The sequence below is a fragment of the Ignavibacteriales bacterium genome, assembly GCA_016700155.1.
Taxonomy (GTDB): Bacteria; Bacteroidota; Ignavibacteria; order Ignavibacteriales; family Ignavibacteriaceae.
This window is the reverse complement of sequence record CP065001.1, coordinates 3,833,854-3,854,159: the sequence shown is the minus strand read 5'-3', so window position 1 is coordinate 3,854,159 and position 20,306 is coordinate 3,833,854. Positions and strand designations below refer to the sequence as shown.

The 20,306-nt window shown below is 37.1% G+C and carries 19 protein-coding genes; 13 read left to right on the top strand and 6 right to left on the bottom strand.

Going from position 1 to position 20,306, the window contains the following annotated elements; genetic code table 11:
* Position 1: 1 nt before the first annotated feature.
* Together IPM56_16070 and IPM56_16065 are read right to left on the bottom strand one after the other, a co-directional pair.
* Positions 2–472, bottom strand: coding sequence for a hypothetical protein (locus IPM56_16070; protein QQS35737.1), 471 nt, complete (start codon positions 470–472; stop codon positions 2–4).
* Between the two features lie 67 nt (positions 473–539).
* Positions 540–707 (bottom strand): hypothetical protein, encoded by a 168-nt coding sequence (locus IPM56_16065; GenBank protein QQS35736.1) that lies wholly within the window; start codon positions 705–707, stop codon positions 540–542.
* 98 nt (positions 708–805) lie between these two features.
* Between IPM56_16065 and IPM56_16060 the strand changes: the two genes are divergently transcribed.
* The 4 genes from IPM56_16060 to xth all read left to right on the top strand — a co-directional run bounded on the left by IPM56_16060 (position 806) and on the right by xth (position 3,417).
* Positions 806–1,294, top strand: coding sequence for a hypothetical protein (locus tag IPM56_16060; protein QQS35735.1), 489 nt, complete (start codon positions 806–808; stop codon positions 1,292–1,294).
* Entirely contained in the window at positions 1,287–1,625 is a 339-nt protein-coding gene (locus tag IPM56_16055) for a hypothetical protein (protein ID QQS35734.1), read from the top strand. The genes IPM56_16060 and IPM56_16055 overlap by 8 nt, the downstream gene beginning before the upstream one ends.
* A gap of 391 nt (positions 1,626–2,016) precedes the next feature.
* Positions 2,017–2,631: a transporter gene (locus IPM56_16050; GenBank protein QQS35733.1), complete on the top strand. Its 615-nt coding sequence runs from the start codon at positions 2,017–2,019 to the stop codon at positions 2,629–2,631.
* Between the two features lie 9 nt (positions 2,632–2,640).
* The gene (xth, locus tag IPM56_16045) at positions 2,641–3,417 is read left to right on the top strand and encodes an exodeoxyribonuclease III (GenBank protein ID QQS35732.1); all 777 of its coding nucleotides are present in this window, start codon (positions 2,641–2,643) and stop codon (positions 3,415–3,417) included.
* A gap of 55 nt (positions 3,418–3,472) precedes the next feature.
* On the opposite strand, the gene IPM56_16040 is transcribed toward xth, so the two are convergent.
* Both IPM56_16040 and IPM56_16035 read right to left on the bottom strand, forming a co-directional pair.
* Positions 3,473–6,163, bottom strand: coding sequence for a T9SS type A sorting domain-containing protein (locus tag IPM56_16040; protein ID QQS35731.1), 2,691 nt, complete (start codon positions 6,161–6,163; stop codon positions 3,473–3,475).
* 224 nt (positions 6,164–6,387) lie between these two features.
* Positions 6,388–7,674, bottom strand: coding sequence for a T9SS type A sorting domain-containing protein (locus tag IPM56_16035; protein ID QQS35730.1), 1,287 nt, complete (start codon positions 7,672–7,674; stop codon positions 6,388–6,390).
* A gap of 98 nt (positions 7,675–7,772) precedes the next feature.
* Between IPM56_16035 and IPM56_16030 the strand changes: the two genes are divergently transcribed.
* Both IPM56_16030 and IPM56_16025 read left to right on the top strand, forming a co-directional pair.
* Positions 7,773–9,113 carry a deoxyribodipyrimidine photo-lyase gene (locus IPM56_16030; protein QQS35729.1) on the top strand — a complete coding sequence of 447 codons (1,341 nt, stop codon included), beginning with the start codon at positions 7,773–7,775 and terminating at the stop codon, positions 9,111–9,113.
* Positions 9,114–9,164: 51 nt separating this feature from the next.
* A complete protein-coding gene (locus IPM56_16025; protein QQS35728.1) occupies positions 9,165–10,055 on the top strand; it encodes a rhodanese-related sulfurtransferase in 891 nt (296 codons plus the stop codon).
* A 63-nt stretch (positions 10,056–10,118) separates the two neighbouring features.
* Here the strand turns inward: IPM56_16025 and IPM56_16020 are convergent, their stop codons facing one another.
* Positions 10,119–10,967, bottom strand: coding sequence for a DUF2911 domain-containing protein (locus tag IPM56_16020; GenBank protein QQS35727.1), 849 nt, complete (start codon positions 10,965–10,967; stop codon positions 10,119–10,121).
* Between the two features lie 126 nt (positions 10,968–11,093).
* Between IPM56_16020 and IPM56_16015 the strand changes: the two genes are divergently transcribed.
* Together IPM56_16015 and IPM56_16010 are read left to right on the top strand one after the other, a co-directional pair.
* The gene (locus tag IPM56_16015) at positions 11,094–11,609 is read left to right on the top strand and encodes a hypothetical protein (GenBank protein ID QQS35726.1); all 516 of its coding nucleotides are present in this window, start codon (positions 11,094–11,096) and stop codon (positions 11,607–11,609) included.
* Positions 11,610–11,627: 18 nt separating this feature from the next.
* Positions 11,628–12,449, top strand: a complete 822-nt coding sequence (locus IPM56_16010; protein ID QQS35725.1) for a TonB family protein — start codon at positions 11,628–11,630, stop codon at positions 12,447–12,449.
* Between the two features lie 32 nt (positions 12,450–12,481).
* Here IPM56_16010 and IPM56_16005 read toward each other — a convergent pair whose 3' ends face one another.
* Positions 12,482–13,615 (bottom strand): 4-phosphoerythronate dehydrogenase, encoded by a 1,134-nt coding sequence (locus IPM56_16005; GenBank protein ID QQS35724.1) that lies wholly within the window; start codon positions 13,613–13,615, stop codon positions 12,482–12,484.
* 222 nt (positions 13,616–13,837) lie between these two features.
* Between IPM56_16005 and mgtE the strand changes: the two genes are divergently transcribed.
* From mgtE to IPM56_15980, 5 genes are all read left to right on the top strand, one after another.
* On the top strand, positions 13,838–15,217 hold the full coding sequence (mgtE, locus tag IPM56_16000; protein ID QQS35723.1) for a magnesium transporter: 1,380 nt from the start codon (positions 13,838–13,840) through the stop codon (positions 15,215–15,217).
* 385 nt (positions 15,218–15,602) lie between these two features.
* Positions 15,603–18,308 carry an SLBB domain-containing protein gene (locus IPM56_15995; protein QQS35722.1) on the top strand — a complete coding sequence of 902 codons (2,706 nt, stop codon included), beginning with the start codon at positions 15,603–15,605 and terminating at the stop codon, positions 18,306–18,308.
* A complete protein-coding gene (locus IPM56_15990; GenBank protein ID QQS35721.1) occupies positions 18,305–19,360 on the top strand; it encodes a hypothetical protein in 1,056 nt (351 codons plus the stop codon). Before IPM56_15995 ends, IPM56_15990 begins: the two co-directional genes overlap by 4 nt.
* A gap of 21 nt (positions 19,361–19,381) precedes the next feature.
* Positions 19,382–19,687: a hypothetical protein gene (locus IPM56_15985; protein QQS35720.1), complete on the top strand. Its 306-nt coding sequence runs from the start codon at positions 19,382–19,384 to the stop codon at positions 19,685–19,687.
* Complete coding sequence (locus IPM56_15980; protein QQS35719.1) at positions 19,668–20,240, top strand: nucleotidyl transferase AbiEii/AbiGii toxin family protein; 573 nt, start codon at positions 19,668–19,670, stop codon at positions 20,238–20,240. The genes IPM56_15985 and IPM56_15980 overlap by 20 nt, the downstream gene beginning before the upstream one ends.
* The last annotated feature ends 66 nt before the right edge of the window (positions 20,241–20,306 follow it).

Genomic DNA, 20,306 nt, shown 5'->3' with positions numbered 1-20,306 from the left:
ATTACATCTCCATTTCAATCTGACGGGTAGCTTTTTTAGTAACATACCTGTCTATTGATGCACTCTCACTCATTACTGATCTTAATGCGTCATCAACTGCTTTGAAAGTTTCTGCAGTTGGATTGTTTAGAAATGTTCTCAATGATTTAACAGCATTCAATGTTGATTCCTGGTAGTGTTCAACAAGTTCTGTTTCCTCTAATCTTGAAATTGCGGCTCTCGGAATTTTAACAGCTACCCTGCCTCTCTTCCATTCAAAGTAATCAAGTATTGCATCGTTGTTGGAAGAGTTAAGTAATGCGAGTAAATGTTTTATAGGAAGATTGGAATGAGAAGAGTTTTGATCTGGAGACGCCCATCGGTAAAGAGTCACTTCCTTTTTCCCGATTTCGTCAGCAATCTCTTTTATGTTTTTCTTTGACCGGTGAAGCGTTCTGTAAATTGCTTCATTTAATGTGCGTGGAATTTGCATTATAAATTTCCATTAAAAATTTTAGTGGTGAATGCCTGATGGATTTTGTAAGTTATCATTGAGTTGATTAAGCATTTGAGAGTGATTGTTTGATTGCTCTTTCTAACTTCGCAAGTGCTTTGGGATTGTTCCTTTTGCCTGCAAGCAATAAACTGATGTAGGCTTCAGTCCACCCCAGTTTTAATGCGAGTTCTTTTTGTTTAGGAATCTTTTTGAAGTTTTGTAATGCGGTCATTGAATGTCCTTTTTTTTATGAATACTTGTAAAGTTTCTTAACGTGAACTTAGTAATTAACAAGATTATTGTCAAGTAATTACCAAGAAATTATCCTTTATGATTGATAAGGTTGGAATTGCATCCCGATTAAAAGAATATTTAGTCGACAAATACAGAACAATTAAAGCCGGTGCTGAAGTGCTGAACACATCAGCAGATACATTGTACAGCAGCTATTTGAATGGCAGAAGTGTTCCTGGTGGAGAATTGCTCATTAGCTTGATAAAGGATGGTTGTGATGTCGGCTGGTTGTTAACCGGAATAAAATCTGATGAACTACTGCAGGAAAAAATAAAAATACTAACTGCTGATAAAGACGCACTCCAGACAACACTTGATACAATATCGGGAATGGCAAACGATGTTAACAACGTTGTCCGTGAACAAACAGGTTCACTTGCTGAATTAATAATTAGACTCAGAAATTTATCGGAAGAAAACATTTCGCTTAAAGAGCAGGTAGCAGAGTACAAAAAGAAATTCGAACAATCCGAAGCTAAACTTCAAAACATTAATAAACTTATAAGAGGGCAGAGTGATGAATAGAATTTCCATTATAAAAAGTGAGTCCGCATCTACAAAATTTTTACTGATTTTAATTATAATTTCTTTCTTAATTACTGGCTGTTCAAGTTCCTATAAATCAGTTAGTGATTATCCTGATTCTCCCTGCTTTGATAAAAGACTAATCGAACTGGAATCGAAACAAAATTTAACCCGTGAGGAAGTTGATTCATTGATTTTATTGAAGAAAAAATGTGAAGACGACAGAGCCAGAATTGCAGATGAAAATTCAATGGATATAGTAACTACTGCAATTGTTGGGATTGCTGCAGTAGGTTTAGCAGTCTACATATTTTTTATCGAAAACAAATAAAGGATACACCTTTGTTATTGCTGAATAGAAAGAAATGGGTTATAAGTCTTTATTTATTACATATTTAATTGGGTGTATCCTTGTTTTTAGCAGGATACACCTTTGGATACACCTTTTAGATTAATGCTGTATCCTCATGCTTGCAGTCAATGCAAAGTCTTTAAACTATGCAAAAATGCAGTTTACAAGCTGTTTAACAGGTATTTAAGTGGTAATTGTTAAAGGTAAGGCAGTAAAATATGTGGCGTTGCGTTTCTCAAAATAGTTGCAAAAAATTTGCTTTTGCGGGTAAATTTCTCAGCAATCCAAAAAATGCCGTTTTTTCTTTTAACCCTTTCAACATTAAACACTTACGGCTCTTTTCTCAGTCTTGTTTTGTTTCTCAATCCCATTGCTTAATAATAATGATTATTCAGAATTAAATTCAACTAACATTGCAGGAACTCTTTTCAGGTTTGGAGTTGCTAATAAACTGGAACTTAGAATAGGTGGATCGTTTCTGATTGAAAAAATTAAAACTATGGGAGTTGAAACAAAAGCTAATGGCCTTGCTGATTTAATGGCCGGTGCCAAATACAATTTTGTAAATGGACATCAGTCAATTCCGGATATTGCGTTACTGTTTCATCTTTTCCTGCCTGTTGGCGGAGAAAAAATTAAACCGTCTAAAACAGAACCGCAGACAGTTATATCTATTGCAAAGTCCTTAACTGATTTTATGTCACTGGGGACAAACATTGGCGGGCAATATAACAGCAGTGATGAAGAGATAAACTATATCTATACTTTAACATCAGGTTTTAGTCTGGCAGAAAAACTTGGTTCCTTTATCGAAATCTATTCTGAGTTGTATCCTTCTGCAAAACCATTTATGTCACTTGATGCTGGGTTTACATATTTGTTACTGCAGAATATTCAATTAGATATTTCCGGCGGCAAAGGATTATTTCATAAATCAAAATTTTGGTATTTTAGTAGCGGCATATCAATAAGAATCCCGAGGTAATAAATAATTATGAATAAATTAAAACTTCTTTCCTGGAACGTTAACGGAATCAGAGCAATACAAAAAAAAGGATTTGTCGAATGGTTGTTGAAAGAAAACCCTGATATGCTTTGCATTCAGGAAACAAAAGCAAGTCCGGAACAACTATCAGATGAATTGCTGAACATCAATGGTTACAAATCATATTTCTCTTCATCAATTGTCAAGAAGGGTTACAGCGGTGTTGCGATCTACACCAAAGAAGAACCGGTAAAAGTTGAACACGGGTTTGGTATTCCGAAATTTGATGATGAGGGAAGAATTGTTATTGCTCATTATAAAAAGTTTGTTTTGATAAACATCTATTACCCGAACGGCAAAGCAAGTGCAGAACGTCTTCAGTATAAAATGGATTTTTATGATGCCTTTCTTGAGTATTCAAACAAGTTAGTTAAAGCAGGAAAGAAGCTTGTTATTTGCGGTGATGTTAACACTGCGCACAATGAGATCGACCTCGCACGTCCGAAGGAAAATGAAAAAGTATCAGGCTTCCTTCCGATTGAAAGAGAATGGCTGGATATATTTTTTGAGAACGGTTATGTCGATACATTCAGGATGTTTAACAGCGAGCCGGGTCATTATTCCTGGTGGGACCAGGTAACGCGCGCACGTGAAAGGAATGTCGGTTGGAGAATCGATTACTTTTTTGTTTCTGAAAATTTCAGGAAGAATGTTAAAGACGCGTTCATAATGCCCGATGTGATGGGTTCAGATCACTGCCCGGTAGGAATTGAACTTTCACTTTGATAAAATAAAAAAGCCTGCACAAGTGCAGGCTTCGTATTGAGTCAACCGGAAAAAATTATTTAGTAAGAATCATCTTCTTAGTAAACTTCTTATCTCCAGCCTCTAAAGAATAAATGTATATACCGCTAGATAATTTACTTCCATCAAATTTTATCTGGTGTGTTCCCGCTTTCATCATTCCATCGATCAGCGTTGCTACTTTTTCACCTAGCAAGTTATAAACTGAAAGTGTGGTTTGTGATTCAACAGGCAAATCAAATGTAAATGTGGTTGACGGGTTGAACGGGTTAGGATAATTTTGCCCGAGTGAAAATTCGGTAGGAAGATTTCCAAGTTCAACATTAACTACATCGCTGTATGAATACCCGCCATCGTTATCAAGTTGTTTTAACCTGTATGAATATTTACCGGAAACAATTTCGTTATCTGTGAATGAATATTTGTTTACAGTATTTGAATTTCCGTTACCTGCAACAAAACCAATATTTTTCCATTCGCTATTTGCTTCTGATTTTCTTTCAACTTCAAATCCAAAGTTTTGTACTTCGGTTGCGGTTTCCCACAAAAGCTTAACACTATTTTTTGATGTGTTTGCATAGAAGGAAGTCAGCTCAACAGGTAGCGGAGAAAATTCATCTGTAACAGTATAGATAAATGTATAACCTGAATTAATTACATCCGGTAACGATGTGTTTATAGTTCTTGTAACAGCATCCTGACTTGAACCGCTTATATCTTTCCATATCAATGTATTGAACTGCCATACTCTCATCGCATTCAAAGTTTTTCCGTTATCATCTGTTGATACCCACGAAAGAGTAAGTGTTCTATCCAAGGTCGAATAATTATTTGACGGAGTAATTTCCCATTTCCTGTTTATTCCTGTATTGATTCCAACATTAACTCCTGTTCCCGGTCCAGAGTATCTTTTAACTGTAACATTTCCAAGATCATTTGAACCGGATGAAAGTATTAATCCTATTCCTTTAAATGAGGATGAACCAGTACCGACAGAGGCGCTGGTTTGAAGTATACCCTGAACATAGCTTCCGGCAGATTCAGTAAGCGATGAACCATTCCAGGTGAGAACAAAACCATTCGTTTTCAAAAAGCCATTACTGCAAGTCAAAGTATTTTCAACCGTAAGATTATCCTGTAGCAAAGTGCCATTGACATTATTTAAAATAAGAGTATGCAGGCTTTCAACACTTTGAGGTATTGTAATGCCTGAAGCCGTTCCTGCAATTGTAATTCTTGATCCGGCACCTGATGAAGCTATAAGATTATCCGGTGTGCCGGCAACAGGATTTTTTAATGTTAAAGTTCTATTGCCGACAGTTAACGCATCGTTAAGTGTTAGTATGCCGTTAACCACGACATTTGCGGCTAGGCTTACTGCTGCATTCACGGTAAGATTGTTTAACGATATTGCTGACAACGGGAGTTCAGAACTTGTTGTGCATGCTCCTGTATAGTTCAGATCAATTGTCCCTGCATAGTTTATTGTTCCCGCAGTTGACCATGCACAAGTATTTTTTATTATGACTGCATTGTTGTTAAAATTGATTGAACCGCTGTTAGTAAATGTTCCCGCAGTAAGTTTTAGTCCTTTGCTTATTGTTAGAAGGCTGCTTGAGTTATTGATAGTACCGGGAGAGTTGATCTCAAGGTATTCAACAAGTCCGGTTCCTGAAATCATTCCCGAATTTCCTGTCAGAGTGAAATAACCTGATCCAAGTACTGATCCGTTATTTACAAAGCTTCCTGTTAAAAAATTATGACCTTCATTAAACAAAGTACTTCCTGAAAAAACAGAGATAGTGCCTGAAATGCTTTTTGCAGAATTGAGGTAAACACCAGCCGGGTTATTAACGCTTAAATTTACAACAGAGCTGAATTCATTTGATGAAGTCACCTGTGCGGATGAACCGGCATATTCAAGAGTTGAAGAACCACCGTATGTTACTGAAGAAGAACTGACATTTAATAAAGCTGCACCTTGAAGTGACAATGTTCCATTGACGGTGATATTTCCATTCAAAGTTTTGTTGCCTGAACCGGCTAAAGTAAGATTATTGTAAGTTCCTGCTGATACAGTTTGATTTCCGGTATAAGAATACTTAACTGTTCCTCCGTTAAAATTAAAACTTACATTACTTCCACCGATTGATGCTGAATTAACTATTTCCAGAAGTCCTGTCCCCATGTTAAACGTCAAAGTATTTGAGGTGCAATAAACCACATTGGAAGTTCGATAGAGTTTCATATCAACACCATGGTTGTAGGTGCTTGAAGTGTTCTGAAGTTTAGCTATGAACTCAAGATAAACAGTTCCGTTTCCTGTGGACGATTGTACACTGCTGCTGCTTAAAGATAGTGCTATCCTGTCGGTTGGACTGCCTATTGTTCCATCGCAATCGAGATCACCATTCATATAGATACCAAATAATGTTGAACCTGAATTGCGCAGCCCTCCATCATTTTCAATGGTAAGATTATAAACAGATGCATTTGTGTTCAGGTTAACGGAGTGATTTGATTGTATGGTGACACTGGCTGTTGTATTGTTTGGATAATCCTCGGCATCTATCCATCCGCCGCCATCCCATTGCTGCCAGTCAGCTACATTGTTCCAGTCGCCTGTACCACCGAAGCCTGATGGATTTGATCTGTAATCACCAATTTCCTGCGCTGTAACCAGTGCGGCTGAAAATAAGAACAATAAAAAAAGTACAAATTTATTCATGTTATCCTCCCCTGCTTGGATAAATAATAAAAGTTATGCGAATACATTATATTTTCTATTCAAATCAATATCCAAATCATGATTCAATCCGGACATAGGTATCGCAGGCTATTATCGGATTTTTTTTCAGGAAGTTTAGTGTAAATATTTGTGGCGGGAAAGAAATTAGTCGTTGATAAGAATCCGGACTACCATCAACAGGTAGTCCGGAACACATAAAAATATTATTTGATCAAACTCATTTTCATAACTTTAGAATAAACACTTCCATCAATTCCCGAAGCATCTATCCTGTAAAAATAAATTCCGCTTGGTAAATCAGAGCCGGCATTAAATTGTAAAGAATGCTTATCAGCTTCCTGTACCTCATCGACGAGAGTTGAAATTTCCTGTCCAAGCGAGTTAAATAATTTTATTGTAACCCTGCTTTGAACAGCCAGCTGCCAGCTGATTGTCGTTGACGGGTTGAAAGGATTAGGGTAGTTTTGCTCAAGACCGAATGCAGCGGGTGCTTTTACTTCTGCTTCAACTTCAGGTGAATACTCGAATGTTCCATCGAAATCAGTTTGCTTTAAACGATAGACATAATTTCCGGGCTGTACATTTTCATCTTTATAGATGTAACTTTTATTTTCAGTTGTTGTACCGAATCCGGGGACAAAACTTATTTTCTCAAAAGTTCCGTTTGATATTTTTCTTTCAATATCAAATCCTTTGTTGTTTGACTCTGTTGCTGTACTCCAGTTAAGCGTTACGCTATTATCATTAACTACAGCCGTAAAACTTGTTAATTCAACAGGAACAGCATAAGGCAGTGTTTGATTCCATGTATCTGCTATTTCAGTAACACCGAGTGCTCTTCTGTAAAATCGGAATTCATCTAACATTGTTCCAACAGGAATGCTGGATGCAGTTCCGTAACTTCCAACTTTAAAGGGTATAACAGCGTTTAGATTCAGAGGTGCTTGTGTTACTGCACTCTGAAAGGCTCCGTTAACATACGTTCTGATTTCTGTTAAAGCAGAATCATAAACAAAATGTACAACTGTTGGTCCAGGTAACACCCCAAGAACATTTACATTTGTTATTCCTGTACCGCGAAGTGTTATGTTAGTATTTCCTGCAGCGCCATTGGTAAAACAGCGGAAGCTTGTTGTTATATCGTTACCAAATAAATATGTGGTTGAAGATGCAGTAGGGAAGTTGTTCATCCAGACAGATATTGTCCAGCTTGAAGTTCCAAGATCCATATTCCAGCCTGAATTAACATGAGTGCTTGTTCCCGTTCCTCCATTGCCTAAAAGAGCGTTATCAAACTGACCGGATGGACCCATAGTCATATTCAATAATGTTGCGGGATTTGTCCCACCACCCGGCGATGCATAATTTGGTGTTGTTGTTGTTCCTGAATCAAACTTATAATAAAGTATTTCAGGCACATCATAGTTTTGAGCGGATAAAAAACCTGCGAACAACAGGAAGAGGAAAAGCACCTTGTAACATTGTTTCATAGTACCTCCTAAAGATTTAAGTTATTATGGCGGGTTAAAAACTGAACTTATTTTCTTAAAAAATAGTTATACATGCAAGCATCATTTAAAATAAATTTATGAAACAGGAAAGAATAAGAATCTTACAATCCGGGACAGAAACAAACGGACCGGTAATCTACTGGATGAGCCGTGATCAACGTGTTCACGATAATTGGGCTTTATTATTCGCCCAACGTTTTGCTGTCGAAAAAAAAAGACCGCTCGCTGTTGTTTTCAATTTAGTTCCTGATTTTCTTGAAGCAACAATCCGTCAATATGTTTTTATGCTTAAAGGATTAAAACAATTCGAAGCAGAATTGAGTAAATACAACATTCCGTTTTTCCTTTTGACGGGAAAACCGGAAAATGAAATCCCGGAATTTTTAAAACATATAAATGCCTCTGTTCTTTTATCCGACTTTGATCCATTAAGAATTAAGAGAATATGGAAACGGGAAATAGCTAAAAAAATTTCAATTCCGTTTTATGAAGTTGATGCACACAATATTGTTCCGTGTTTATTTGTTTCAAACAAAGTAGAATACGGGGCATACACAATCCGTCCCAAAATACATAAAGTGTTAATGGAGTTTCTTGATGAGTATCCCGAATTAACAAAAATGAAAAAGAGTGATATTGATTTAGATAAAGTTGATTGGATAAGTATTGAGAATTCATTGAAAATAAATCGTGATGTAACAGAAGTTGATTGGATAAAACCCGGTGAAGCAGAAGCACAAAAATCTCTTCATCATTTTCTTCAGAATAAATTTGAAAAGTATAATGAGTTGAGAAATGATCCCACAAAAAACGGTCAATCAAATTTGTCACCGTATCTTCACTTCGGACAAATATCAGCACAGCGGATAGCAATTGAAGTCCAGAAGTTTAACGGGAATAAGGAATCGGAAAAATCTTTTCTTGAAGAACTGATAGTGAGAAGAGAACTAGCGGATAATTTTTGTTATTTCAATCATAACTATGATTCATTTGACGGATTTCATGACTGGGCTAAATCAACATTAAATTCACATAGAAAAGATAAACGGGATTTTATTTATTCATTAAATCAGTTTGAATCTGCCATTACACACGACAGTTTATGGAATGCCGCTCAGAATGAAGTGGTCAGAACAGGAAAGATGCACAGCTATATGAGAATGTATTGGGCAAAAAAAATTCTTGAGTGGAGTAAATCACCTGAAGATGCAATGAAGACTGCAATTTATTTGAACGACAAATATGAACTTGATGGACGAGACCCGAATGGTTATACGGGCATTGCGTGGTCAATTGGCGGTGTGCACGACAGGGCATGGTTTGAAAGACCGGTTTATGGAAAAGTCAGGTATATGAATCGTAACGGCGCAGAAAAAAAGTTTGATGTGGAAAGGTATATAAAAATGCATAATGGGTAAACAAATTATTTTATTATCTTGCCACCCCAATTAAAGAAGAAAAATTACTCCATGAGCGCGTACAAAGTTTTGTTGTTCTACAAATATGTCCGATTAGAAAATCCGAAAGAGATTGTTGATACACACCTTGACTGGTGTTTACAAAACGAAATCAAAGGAAGAGTATTTTTTGCGAGTGAAGGTGTTAACGGAACAGTTTCAGGCACAACTGAAAATATTCATAAATATAAAAATCACTTAACCGGGTTTGAAGAATTCAAAGATATCTGGTTTAAAGAAGATGATTCCGATTCACATGCATTTAAAAAGATGCACGTTCGATTAAAGAATGAAATTGTTAACGGTGATCTGAAGGAAGTCTCGATAAAAAACGGAGGGAAGAGAATAACTCCCGAACAGCTAAGAAAATTTTATGATGAAGAAAAAGAGTTTGTCATCGTTGATGCGCGTAACTGGTATGAAAGTAAAATCGGGAAGTTTAAAAACGCTGTTACTCCGCCGTTAAAAAATTTCCGAGAATGGACTCAATTTGCTGACGAAGAACTTATCAAACAAAAAGACAAAACAATCGTTACATACTGCACAGGCGGGATCAGATGCGAGAAAGCTTCAGCTTATCTTGTTGAAAGAGGATTTAAAGATGTTTACCAGCTTGACGGCGGTATTTTCAATTATATAAAACAATATCCCGACACATACTGGCAGGGCGGAATGTTTGTGTTTGACGAAAGAAGAGTTGTCGAGCCGAACACAATTGATGAATTAAAGTTTGTATCGGATTGTCATTTCTGCGGAAAGCCAACCACATATTATATCAACTGTCATAATGTTGATTGCGATAAAATTATTATTTCCTGCCACGACTGTAAAATTGAAAATGACTATTGCTGCAGTGATGAATGCAGAACTTCACTAAATAAGAGAAAAGTTTTTCACGGATAAACTCTGCGTCTTGGCGCCTCTGCGTTAAAAAATTACCGCAGAGACGCAGAGAACGCTAAGTAACTACATCTTCCAGTCAGCCAGAAGTTTTTTCATCGCATCAAAATCAAACGGGGCGCTTTCCATTTTTGAGCCATGCTCAATAGCCTTTTGCAGTGTTGCAACAGCATCATTCTTATTTCCAAGCTTTGCCTGCAATTGAGCTTTGATCCTCATATTCCAGTAGTTTTCATTAATCATAGTTGATGCGTTGATCCAGCTCATCGCTTCATCAAGATTAACATTATTTTGTAAACAGTATTGTGCGGCAGACATCGGCGTTCCCCAATCAACACTCTTGCGGGCTTTTGCTAATGTTTGTTCCTGTGTTTCAGTTTCAATTTTAAATGATACTTTTAATTTTTCCCAGGCAAGTGAAACTATTGCAGATTTTTCATCAACATCATCAAATGTGAATTGCATTCTTTCAACATGTTGATTCATCTGGGGTTTTATTTTTAATCTCAGCACTTCATTTTCTTTTACGAAGTTTGAACCGCCTCCGACTTTTGTGTTCCCGCTGAATATTACATCCCACTCATCTTTGCCGGGCATCGTGTGAATTCCGTAAGTACCGGCTTTTAATAAATTTCCATTCACTTTTACATCATCTGAAATTACGATTGAGGTAACTTCATTTGCGCCTGTACGCCAGATCTGTCCGTAAGGTACAAGTTCACCCCAAACTACTCTTCCTTTAACACCGGGTCTGCAGTAATTAATTGTAACATCCGTAACACCGACGGTTTGTGTAATAACTGCTTTGGGGCTTGATCTAGGCGGCTGAAACTGCTGTGCAAATCCTGCAGTTGTTATAGTGATCAGAAACAGAGCCAGTACAACGAAACGGACTTTAATGAATGATACAGTCATAGCATCTTCCTTTTGATTATTGATGAAAAATATTATTCCGCGTTGGAATGAATTTGAATAAGGATAGTGTATTAGTAAATTTGCCAGCGAAATTATAAATCAATGTTCATAAAGTCAATTTAAAGTATGATTGAAGAAAGTCTGCAGGAAGCAAAACCTGATGAACCAGCTTATAAAAAATGGATTGCATCGGTTATAATTCTTCCTATTGCTGTTTACTTTACTCTGAACAGAGGTGATTATACAGTAATTGACACAGCAGATCTAATAATTCACGAAGCAGGACATTTTTTCTTCATGTTCTTCGGGAAATATATTTACACTCTCGGCGGAACATTGATGCAGATTATTCTTCCTTCAATAATTATCTGGTACTTTTTCAGGAACTCGTACAGAACCGGAGTTCAGTTTTCAGCATTGTGGCTTGGACATAACTTTATCAATATAAGTGGATATGCTGCCGATGCTCAGGCACGCAAACTGCCGCTGCTTGGCGGTAATAAAGTTTATCACGACTGGCACTATCTTTTAAAAGAAATTAATCTTCTTCAATATGATTATGCAGTTGGTTATTTATTCTATGGAATTGCGATTCTTATTTTTATTGTGATCTTATTAATGCCTCTCTTTATCCACGATTAATTTTTAAGTTAAAGCTAAATGAAAATTATTTTATACATCATAATATTTCTGGTTCATTATAATCTTTCAGCGCAGGACGGTTTAATTAAAAATTACTTTCCTGACGGTAAAGTTGAATCGGAAATTAATTTCAATAAAAATATTCGCGAAGGCGAAGCTAAATTTTATTATGAAAACGGGAATCTAAAAGAAGAAAGATTTTATGTTAACGGAAGAGTAGAAGGGCTAGTAAGAGTTTTTAACGAAAACGGAAAGATCAAAGAACTGATAAATCTTGAGAACGGGAAACGGGAAGGACCTTCTACATTATTTGATGAAGAAGGAAATTATCTGACCGACATAAATTATTCAGATGGTAAAAGAGTTATCCCGGAAGAAAAAATAATTGAGGAACCGGTAATCGCAAAGGTTGAAGAAGAAAAAGCTCCGGATGAAACACCCGTAAAAAAAGAAAAGAAGAAAAATGATAATGGTGAAATCGCTCCTCCTCCATTAATGGTTGAAGATGAATTAGAAAATGATCCTGCATTTTATATGACAGTCGAAGTTATGCCTGAACCTGTCGGCGGGTTTGAAAAAATTCAAAAGAAAATTAAATATCCTCAAGAAGCATTTGAAAGAGGAATTCAGGGTGAAGTAAAAGTGATGACTTTTATTAATGAATACGGAGATGTTGAACGTGCGGAAGTGGTACAGGGATTAGGTTATGGATGTGATGAGATTGCCAGGATTGCAGTTTACTATACAAAGTTTAAACCCGGACTGCAAAGAGGCAAACCTGTAAAGGTACAAATGACAATTCCTGTTGAGTTTAAATTGACAGAAAAGGTTGCGAATTGACTTAACTTAAAAAAGATGTCATCTCTTAACAGTCAAATAACTTTAAATCGCAATGCCGCAAGAATATTTTTTAATTCGGAAGTTTCATCTCTAATTTTTATTGTGTAATTATTAAACTCCCGTCTGAACGGATAATTCTTTCTTAACAAATCAAAGTGTTTTGACTTTTCTTGATCATTCATCATCAAAACTTTTCTAAGATCATTGTCATCATTCTCAATATTATAAACCTTGCTTAACACATTATTTAATGTAGACTCATAACTATCCAGAGTTTCCGTTTCAATAAATTCATTTTCAACACGCGGCATTTCAGGCTTCCAGTTCGATGGTATATTCAAATGCCTGCAAAATGAATCATACATCATTTTTGTTCCGTTAACTTTACCTTCAAATGAATAGCCTGCGATGTGGGGAGTACCCATTATTACTTTTTCAAGTAAACTAGAATTTAAGTCAGGTTCATTTTCCCAGACATCAAGCACAACAGAAAATTTTTTCTGCGGAATTAGTTCGCTCAGAATTTTATTGTCAACAACTTCACCTCGCGAAGCGTTGATTAGAATGCAGCCATCATTAAGAGACAAGAGAGTTTTTTTATCAAACAAGTGAAATGTTTTATCAATGCCATCCAAATTTAACGGAACGTGAATCGTTATGATATCGGCTTTAAGCACTTCGGACAAATATTTGAAATCAGGATTGTTTGTTTTTCTTTTTAACGGAGGATCATTCAGCAGGACGTTCATTCCAAGTGCTTTGGCTATATGCGAAACCCTGCTTCCGATATTGCCAACACCAACAATACCGATAGTTTTATTTTTTAATGTGAAATTGTTCTTTGCTGCCAGGTGGTAAATCGATGTGAAAACATATTCAGTTACAGCATCGGCATTACAACCGGCAGCATCAGCAAAGGAAATTTTTTGTGATGAAAGATAATCTTTGTCGATATGATCTGTCCCGATTGTTGCGGTTCCAACAAATTTTAATTTTGTGTTTTGTAGAAACGTCTTATCAACTTTTGTAACTGAACGGACTATCAACGCATCAGCATCAGTTAAATCTTTGTTTGTGATTTTTCTGCCGGGTAATAAAACCACATCGCCTAATTTTGAAAATGTTTCTTCAGCGTACGTTATGTTTTCATCTATTACAATTTTCATATTGCAAATCTAAGGAATAACATTCGAAAATTTTATATGATTACAAATCACATCAGGTAGGGACAGCATAATATGCTGTCCCCACGTGATGCATGATATAAACATAAATGCAGATTGTTTTTTCTGATATTAAAATTTATTTTGGAACGCAATTTTATATTAAATAAATACTGCAAGCTATGTAGATAAACATCCCCGGTACTTTAATTAGAGGAGACGCAAATGCTAAGCCAGTTGCTTCAACCTGAAATAAAATCACTGATAGAAGAGCGTGAGCTTAGCACGCTGAAAGAAATTTTAAGCGATTGGTCTCCAACCGATATTGCAGAACTGCTTGCCGACCTTCCTGAAAATGAACAGGTAATAATCTTCCGGTTACTTCCCAAAGATCTCGCCGCCGATACATTTGAGTATCTTGAATTCGACCCCCAGATGAGCCTGTTAAAAGCAATGGGCAAAGAAGAAGTTGCTACAGTACTTAATGAAATGTCACCTGATGATCGAACCGCACTTCTCGAAGAATTACCCGGAGCTGCTGCCAGACAATTAATTACACTTCTTTCAGCAGAAGAAAGAAAAATTGCCCAGGCACTTCTTGGTTACCCTGAGAACAGCGTCGGAAGGTTGATGACGCCGGATTACATTGCCGTAAGACCGGAGTGGACAATCAAAGAAACACTCGACTTTGTACGAGTGAACGGGCACAACAGCGAAACATTAAACATTGTGTATGTTATAGATCCCAAAGGAAAATTAATTGACGACATAAGAATAAGGGATTTTCTGCTGGCTCCGCTTGATGGTGTTGTTGCAGACCTGATGGATGAAAATTTTATAGCTCTTCATGTTACCGATGACCAGGAAACTGCTGTTGAGTTATTCAAAAAATATGATCGTGTGGCTATCCCTGTTGTAGATGCGTTTGGTGTACTGCTTGGGATAGTAACAGTTGATGACATTATAGATGTCGCGGAAGAAGAAGCGACCGAAGATATACACAAACTCGGCGGTATGGAAGCGTTAGAAGATCCTTACATTTCCGTTCCGCTTTTGGAGATGGTGAAGAAAAGAGCAGGATGGCTTGTGATACTTCTTATTGGTGAAATGCTTACGGCAAGCGCAATGGGATTCTTTGAAGATGAAATAAGTAAAGCGGTAATACTCGCGTTGTTTGTTCCGCTTATAATTTCAAGCGGGGGAAACACCGGTTCACAGGCGGCAACACTTGTGATACGCGCAATGGCTCTTGGTGAAATTACTCTGCAGGATTGGTGGACTGTAATGCGCAGAGAAATTATTTCAGGATTTTTATTAGGCTGCATACTCGGTGCAGTAGGATTTCTGAGAATATTTGTATGGACAACCTTTAGTGATACTTTTGGTTCTCACTGGGTTGAAATCGGATTAACAGTTAGCTTTTCCTTAATCGGGGTTGTACTGTGGGGAACACTTACCGGTTCAATGCTTCCGTTTGTGCTTCGAAGATTTGGTGCGGACCCGGCAACATCTTCCGCTCCTTTTGTTGCGACACTTGTTGATGTGATAGGTATTGTAATTTACTTCGGCTTCGCAATTTTTTTCCTTAGCGGCACATTACTTTGAACCGGCATTAAGGTTGAATTTCATATAGTGTACAGCAGACTGCAATTCAGTCATACCCGTTTGTTTTAACCTCAATACTCATTAAATTTAGCTTAAAGTTGAACTTTTTTTAACAGAAGTTTAAAGCTTTAATTATAAATATATGCATCTTCTGAAAACTGCTTTTTTGCAGTGACTCTTTATAATTAAATATCATAAATAAATACGTCAGGGCGTGACGTTGTTTGTGATTTATCGTCATTTATTCGCCTCAAAAGTCTTTTAAAATTAAACGCCCGAAAAATGTGATTCACCATGGCGAAGCTGTGAGTTTTCACCTTTAAAAAACATTGTTAAATCCGGTAGTAGACCGGACTGTTTTTGCTTCACAAAAAAGTATAAAAATATGAACCATAAACTTGTTTATATCTGCCTGTTGTTGTTCTTTTTCATTTCACTCCAAACTTTTCCGCAGTCAGAACAAATAAAAAATAAACTGCAGCAGGAAGGCATATCAACCAAAGCTGATGTTCTTGAAGCTCTCAGGAAAAGAAACATGACTGAGGATGACGCACGCCGTCTCGCAAAACAATATGGAATGGATTACGACACCTTTATCGCTACTTATATAACAGGCAGTTCTGTTTTAACGGAACCGCCGGTCACTTCAAATACTGATCAGGACACCACCAAATCAGTAACTAACGTAATGATCCAACCGGTTATTTTGGATTCAAAACCAGAGCAGGAGATTCAGGTTGATCGTACCCCTGTTCCGGGTGAAAATGGTCTCGAATATTTTGGATATAATATTTTTAAGAACATCCCTTCATCATTTGAACCATCTGAAATAGGCCCTATTGATCCGGGATATCTTATTGGTCCGGGAGATGTATTGCGTCTTTCTGTTTGGGGTGCTGTTGAACTTCAATACCAGCTTACGGTTGATCAGCAGGGAAATATTTTTATACCGACCGCGGGACAATTTTTTGTTTCCGGAACATCTTATGAATCACTCCAGCAAAAGATGACTGCATACCTTTCCAAATTTTATGAGGGACTTGCTTCCGATCCACCGACAATATTTCTTGACATTTCACTCGCAAAACTAAAACCGATCAAAATTTTCGTGATGGGAGAAATAAACCAGCCGGGAGGATATAACATAAGCAGCTTTGCTACTGTATTTAACGCGTTATATGCTGTCGGAGGTCCGCGTACTACCGGAAGTCTAAGAGAAATTCGGGTGGTAAGGAACAACAAAGTTATTGCGTCGGTGGATATATATGATTACCTGCTAAAAGGTGAGCTTATCGGTGATGTACGTTTACAGAATAATGACATGATTTTTATTCCGCCGAGAAAGAAAACAGTTTCAATAAGCGGCGAGGTATTAAGACCCGCTATTTATGAATTGAAAGAAAATGAAAACTTATCAAAACTGCTTGAGTTTGCAGGCGGGCTAAATGCGACTGCTTACACCGGTCGTGCCCAGATCAACAGGATTGTGCCATTTGAAAAACGGGATAAGAATTTTCTTGATAAGGAATTCATTGACGTGGATCTCTCATCAGTAATAAAAAAACAAAGTGATGTTGATCTGTATGACAAAGATGCTATAACCATTTTCACTATTCTGGATAAAGTTGAAAACTATGTTACGATTTCCGGTTCTGTTTATCGCCCGGGTACGTTTGAACTTTCAACTGTAAGCAGCATAAGTGAACTGATTGAAAGAGCCGAAGGAGTTCTTCCTGAAACTTATTTTGGAAAAGCTGATATTATCAGAACGCGTCCCGATGAAAGTTTTGAGTTTATTTCAATTGATCTTGCAAAAGCGTTGGAAGGCGATTCCGAAAATAACATTACGCTTGAACCCCGTGATGAAGTAAAAATATACTCGGTGTACGAACTCGTTGACAAAAAGTTTGTTTCCATTTCAGGTTTTGTTAAACAGCCGGTGACACTTCCATACGCTGATAGTCTTACACTTTATGATATGGTTTTCCGCGCCGGCGGACTGCAGGATCCGTTCTTCAGGGGACGTGCGTTTATTGTTCGCGGTGATCTTATAAGAGTAAATCCTGATGGAGTCTCAACAAGAATAATTCCGTTTGATCTTGAAAAACTCTTGAAGGATCAGTCCTTTAATATGCAGTTGATGCCCGGCGATAAAATTTATATCTACAGTGCAAATGTTGAAAAAGAACTTGATAAGTTTGTAACAATTGAAGGTGAAGTGAGAAAACCAGGACTCTTTCCTCTAAGCACAAACATGACGGTTACTGACCTGATTTTACAAGCCGGAGGATTTACTGAAAAATCGTTAAGAACAACTGCGTATGTTAACAGGATAAGACCCGGAGGTTTTGAAGGTGATAAATTATCCGAAACCCACATCATTACATTGCAGCCTGGTTTTGTAAAAGATATGAGTGACAATAAAATTGAAACCGGAGAAAATGATTTTGTACTTCAGCATAAAGATGTTGTTGTGATAAGGAAAAATCCGGATTATGAAAGTCAAAGAAGAGTAACAATTTCAGGTGAAGTGAAATACCCCGGAGTATATGTTCTTGAAACCAGGAATCAAACAGTACTTGATTTAATAAAAATGAGCGGTGGTCCGACTTCGGAAGCATTTTTATACGGTGCAGTTTTTAACAGGGGCGGAACCAGGCTGAATGTAAATCTTGAAGAACTTTTTGAAAGTGAAGATGCGGATGATAACGTATTACTTCGTGACGGCGATAACATTACTATCCCATTTAAACCAAACACAGTGCTGCTTACTGGTGAAGTAAACAACCCGGGGTTATTCAAATTTGTGCCAGGTGAATCAGTGAAAGATTATATTGATAAAGCCGGAGGCGAAACCGACAGTGCAAATTATATCATTCACACCAAAGCAAATGGTGAAGCGGATAAAGTTGGTTTCGGATGGTTTACAAGTAACCCGGATGTTTATGACGGTTCTAAAATTCATGTAACAAAACTTCCGCCGCCTCCGCCCGAAGGATTACCTGTGGATGTTGGCGGAACTATTAAGGATGTACTTGCAATAGTTGTAAGTGCAGTAACAATAATTGTATTAGCAAACCAATTGAAATGATGGAAGATACAAACCCAAATAACGAAAATACCGATGCTGCTGAACAGCAGGATAACCGCACAACTGAAGAGAAGATTTCAGATTCAGTAAAAAAAATCCGTCCATATCTTACAAGACTTAAAGAGTCACGAAAGAAACTGGTAGTTTTTAATTCTATCGTGTTTGTTCTTATGCTCGGCTATCTTTTGTTCCTTACCAAACCATATTATTCAAGTTCGGTAACAATACTTCCTGAGTACGGAAATAAATCCACAACACTAAGCAGACTGAGCAGTCTTGCGGCACTTGCCGGTGTTAATGTTGGTGAAGGCGCACCGACTGAAATTTATCAGAACCTTATAATGAGTGAAGCCGTACTGGAACCAGTTATCTATTCAAATTATTATTCAGAGAAATTGGGTGATTCAGTTAACCTGCTTCAGTATTATGAAATTGAATCTGAAAATGATCCGCCGACTGAACTCGACAAAAGGAAAATGTTCTTATCAGCATTCAAAGCATTGACGGAAAGAGTTATCAAAACGGATCGAGACAGACTGACCGGGATAATGACTGTGACAGTTACGGCAGGTGAATCAGGATTAGCAGCAGCGCTTGCAAACAGAATTACAAGTTCACTTGATAATTATATAAGAACCAAGCGGAAATCTTTTGCATCAGAGCAGAGATATTATCTTGAAAAACGAACCGAGCAGGTGAAGGATTCTTTAACCAAATCAGAAACTGCGCTGAAAGTATTCCGTGAACAAAACAGGCTGGTGGCACAATCACCTCAGCTTTTATTAGAGCAGGCAAGACTTTTGCGTGAAGTTGAAATACAGCAGGAAGTTTATATTGAACTGACCAAACAGCTTGAGATAGCAAAGATAGATGAGATAAAAGAAACACCCGTTGTAAACATTAAAGAAGAAGCGAAGGATCCTGTAATAAAAGCAGGTCCGAGCCGCGCAAGATCCCTTATGATAGTTATGTTCCTATCCCTTGCTGCATCTGCGTTATATTTTATGTTCAAGCCGCAATTGACTGCTTTGCGGAATGCGATCAAAAAGTAAAAAGTTTACCGGGTCAAACTTATGAACTCAAAATCCCGATACTGGAGTTACGAAGAAATTCCCATGAAGGACAGTATTGTAATTGAACACTTATTGCGATACGATGATGTTGATAGAATCAAAGATGGCATAGACAAATACGGGTTTGAGAAATGCGTGTCGGTTTGGGAAAAGACAATGATTCCGGACGTCCGAATAAGAAAATTAAATTATTTCCTGGCAAAATTTATTTTTAAGGTAGCTTGCGACGACCACTCGGTAAGTGAATATTTACTGCTTCACGGTAAGACAAGAGCAGAAAGAATAAATGAATTTTTTAACGGATAAAACAAAACCTGTTTTTTCTGAACTGGCGGGCTATAATTTTATAAAGCAGTTTACATTTGTCGGCGGAAGCGCAATGGCATATTATTTAAATCATCGCTTATCTGAAGATCTGGATTTTTTTTATTGGAAATCGGAATTGCCCGATAATACAGATACATTCATTAAAGAATTTTCCAGGAATAAAGAAGTTGAATTCGGCAATTTATCGTCTGTGTATATCGATTTATTTATTAATGGTACGAAGATAACATTATTTGCTAATGACTGGCAGGTACTTAAGGATAGCAGAAAGAATATACTCGGGAATATATTTGCCGCTAATTTGGAGGTCCTTTGTGCAATGAAGGTAAACGTACTTTCATTCAGAGCAAAATTCCGTGACTATTATGACTTGTATGTGTTGAATAAAGAAAGATACAGCATTGAAGAAATTTACAATCATTCTGTTAACTATATCCCGGGAATGACAAAAAAAATTTTTGGCATGCAGCTTTCGTATATCGATGATATCGAAGATGAAAATATTAAGCACCTTTCCCCCGATACGATTTAAGTTTACGTGATATTCAAAAACATTTTGAAGATAGTCTTAGGAAGTTTATCTGAAAAACTAAAAAAT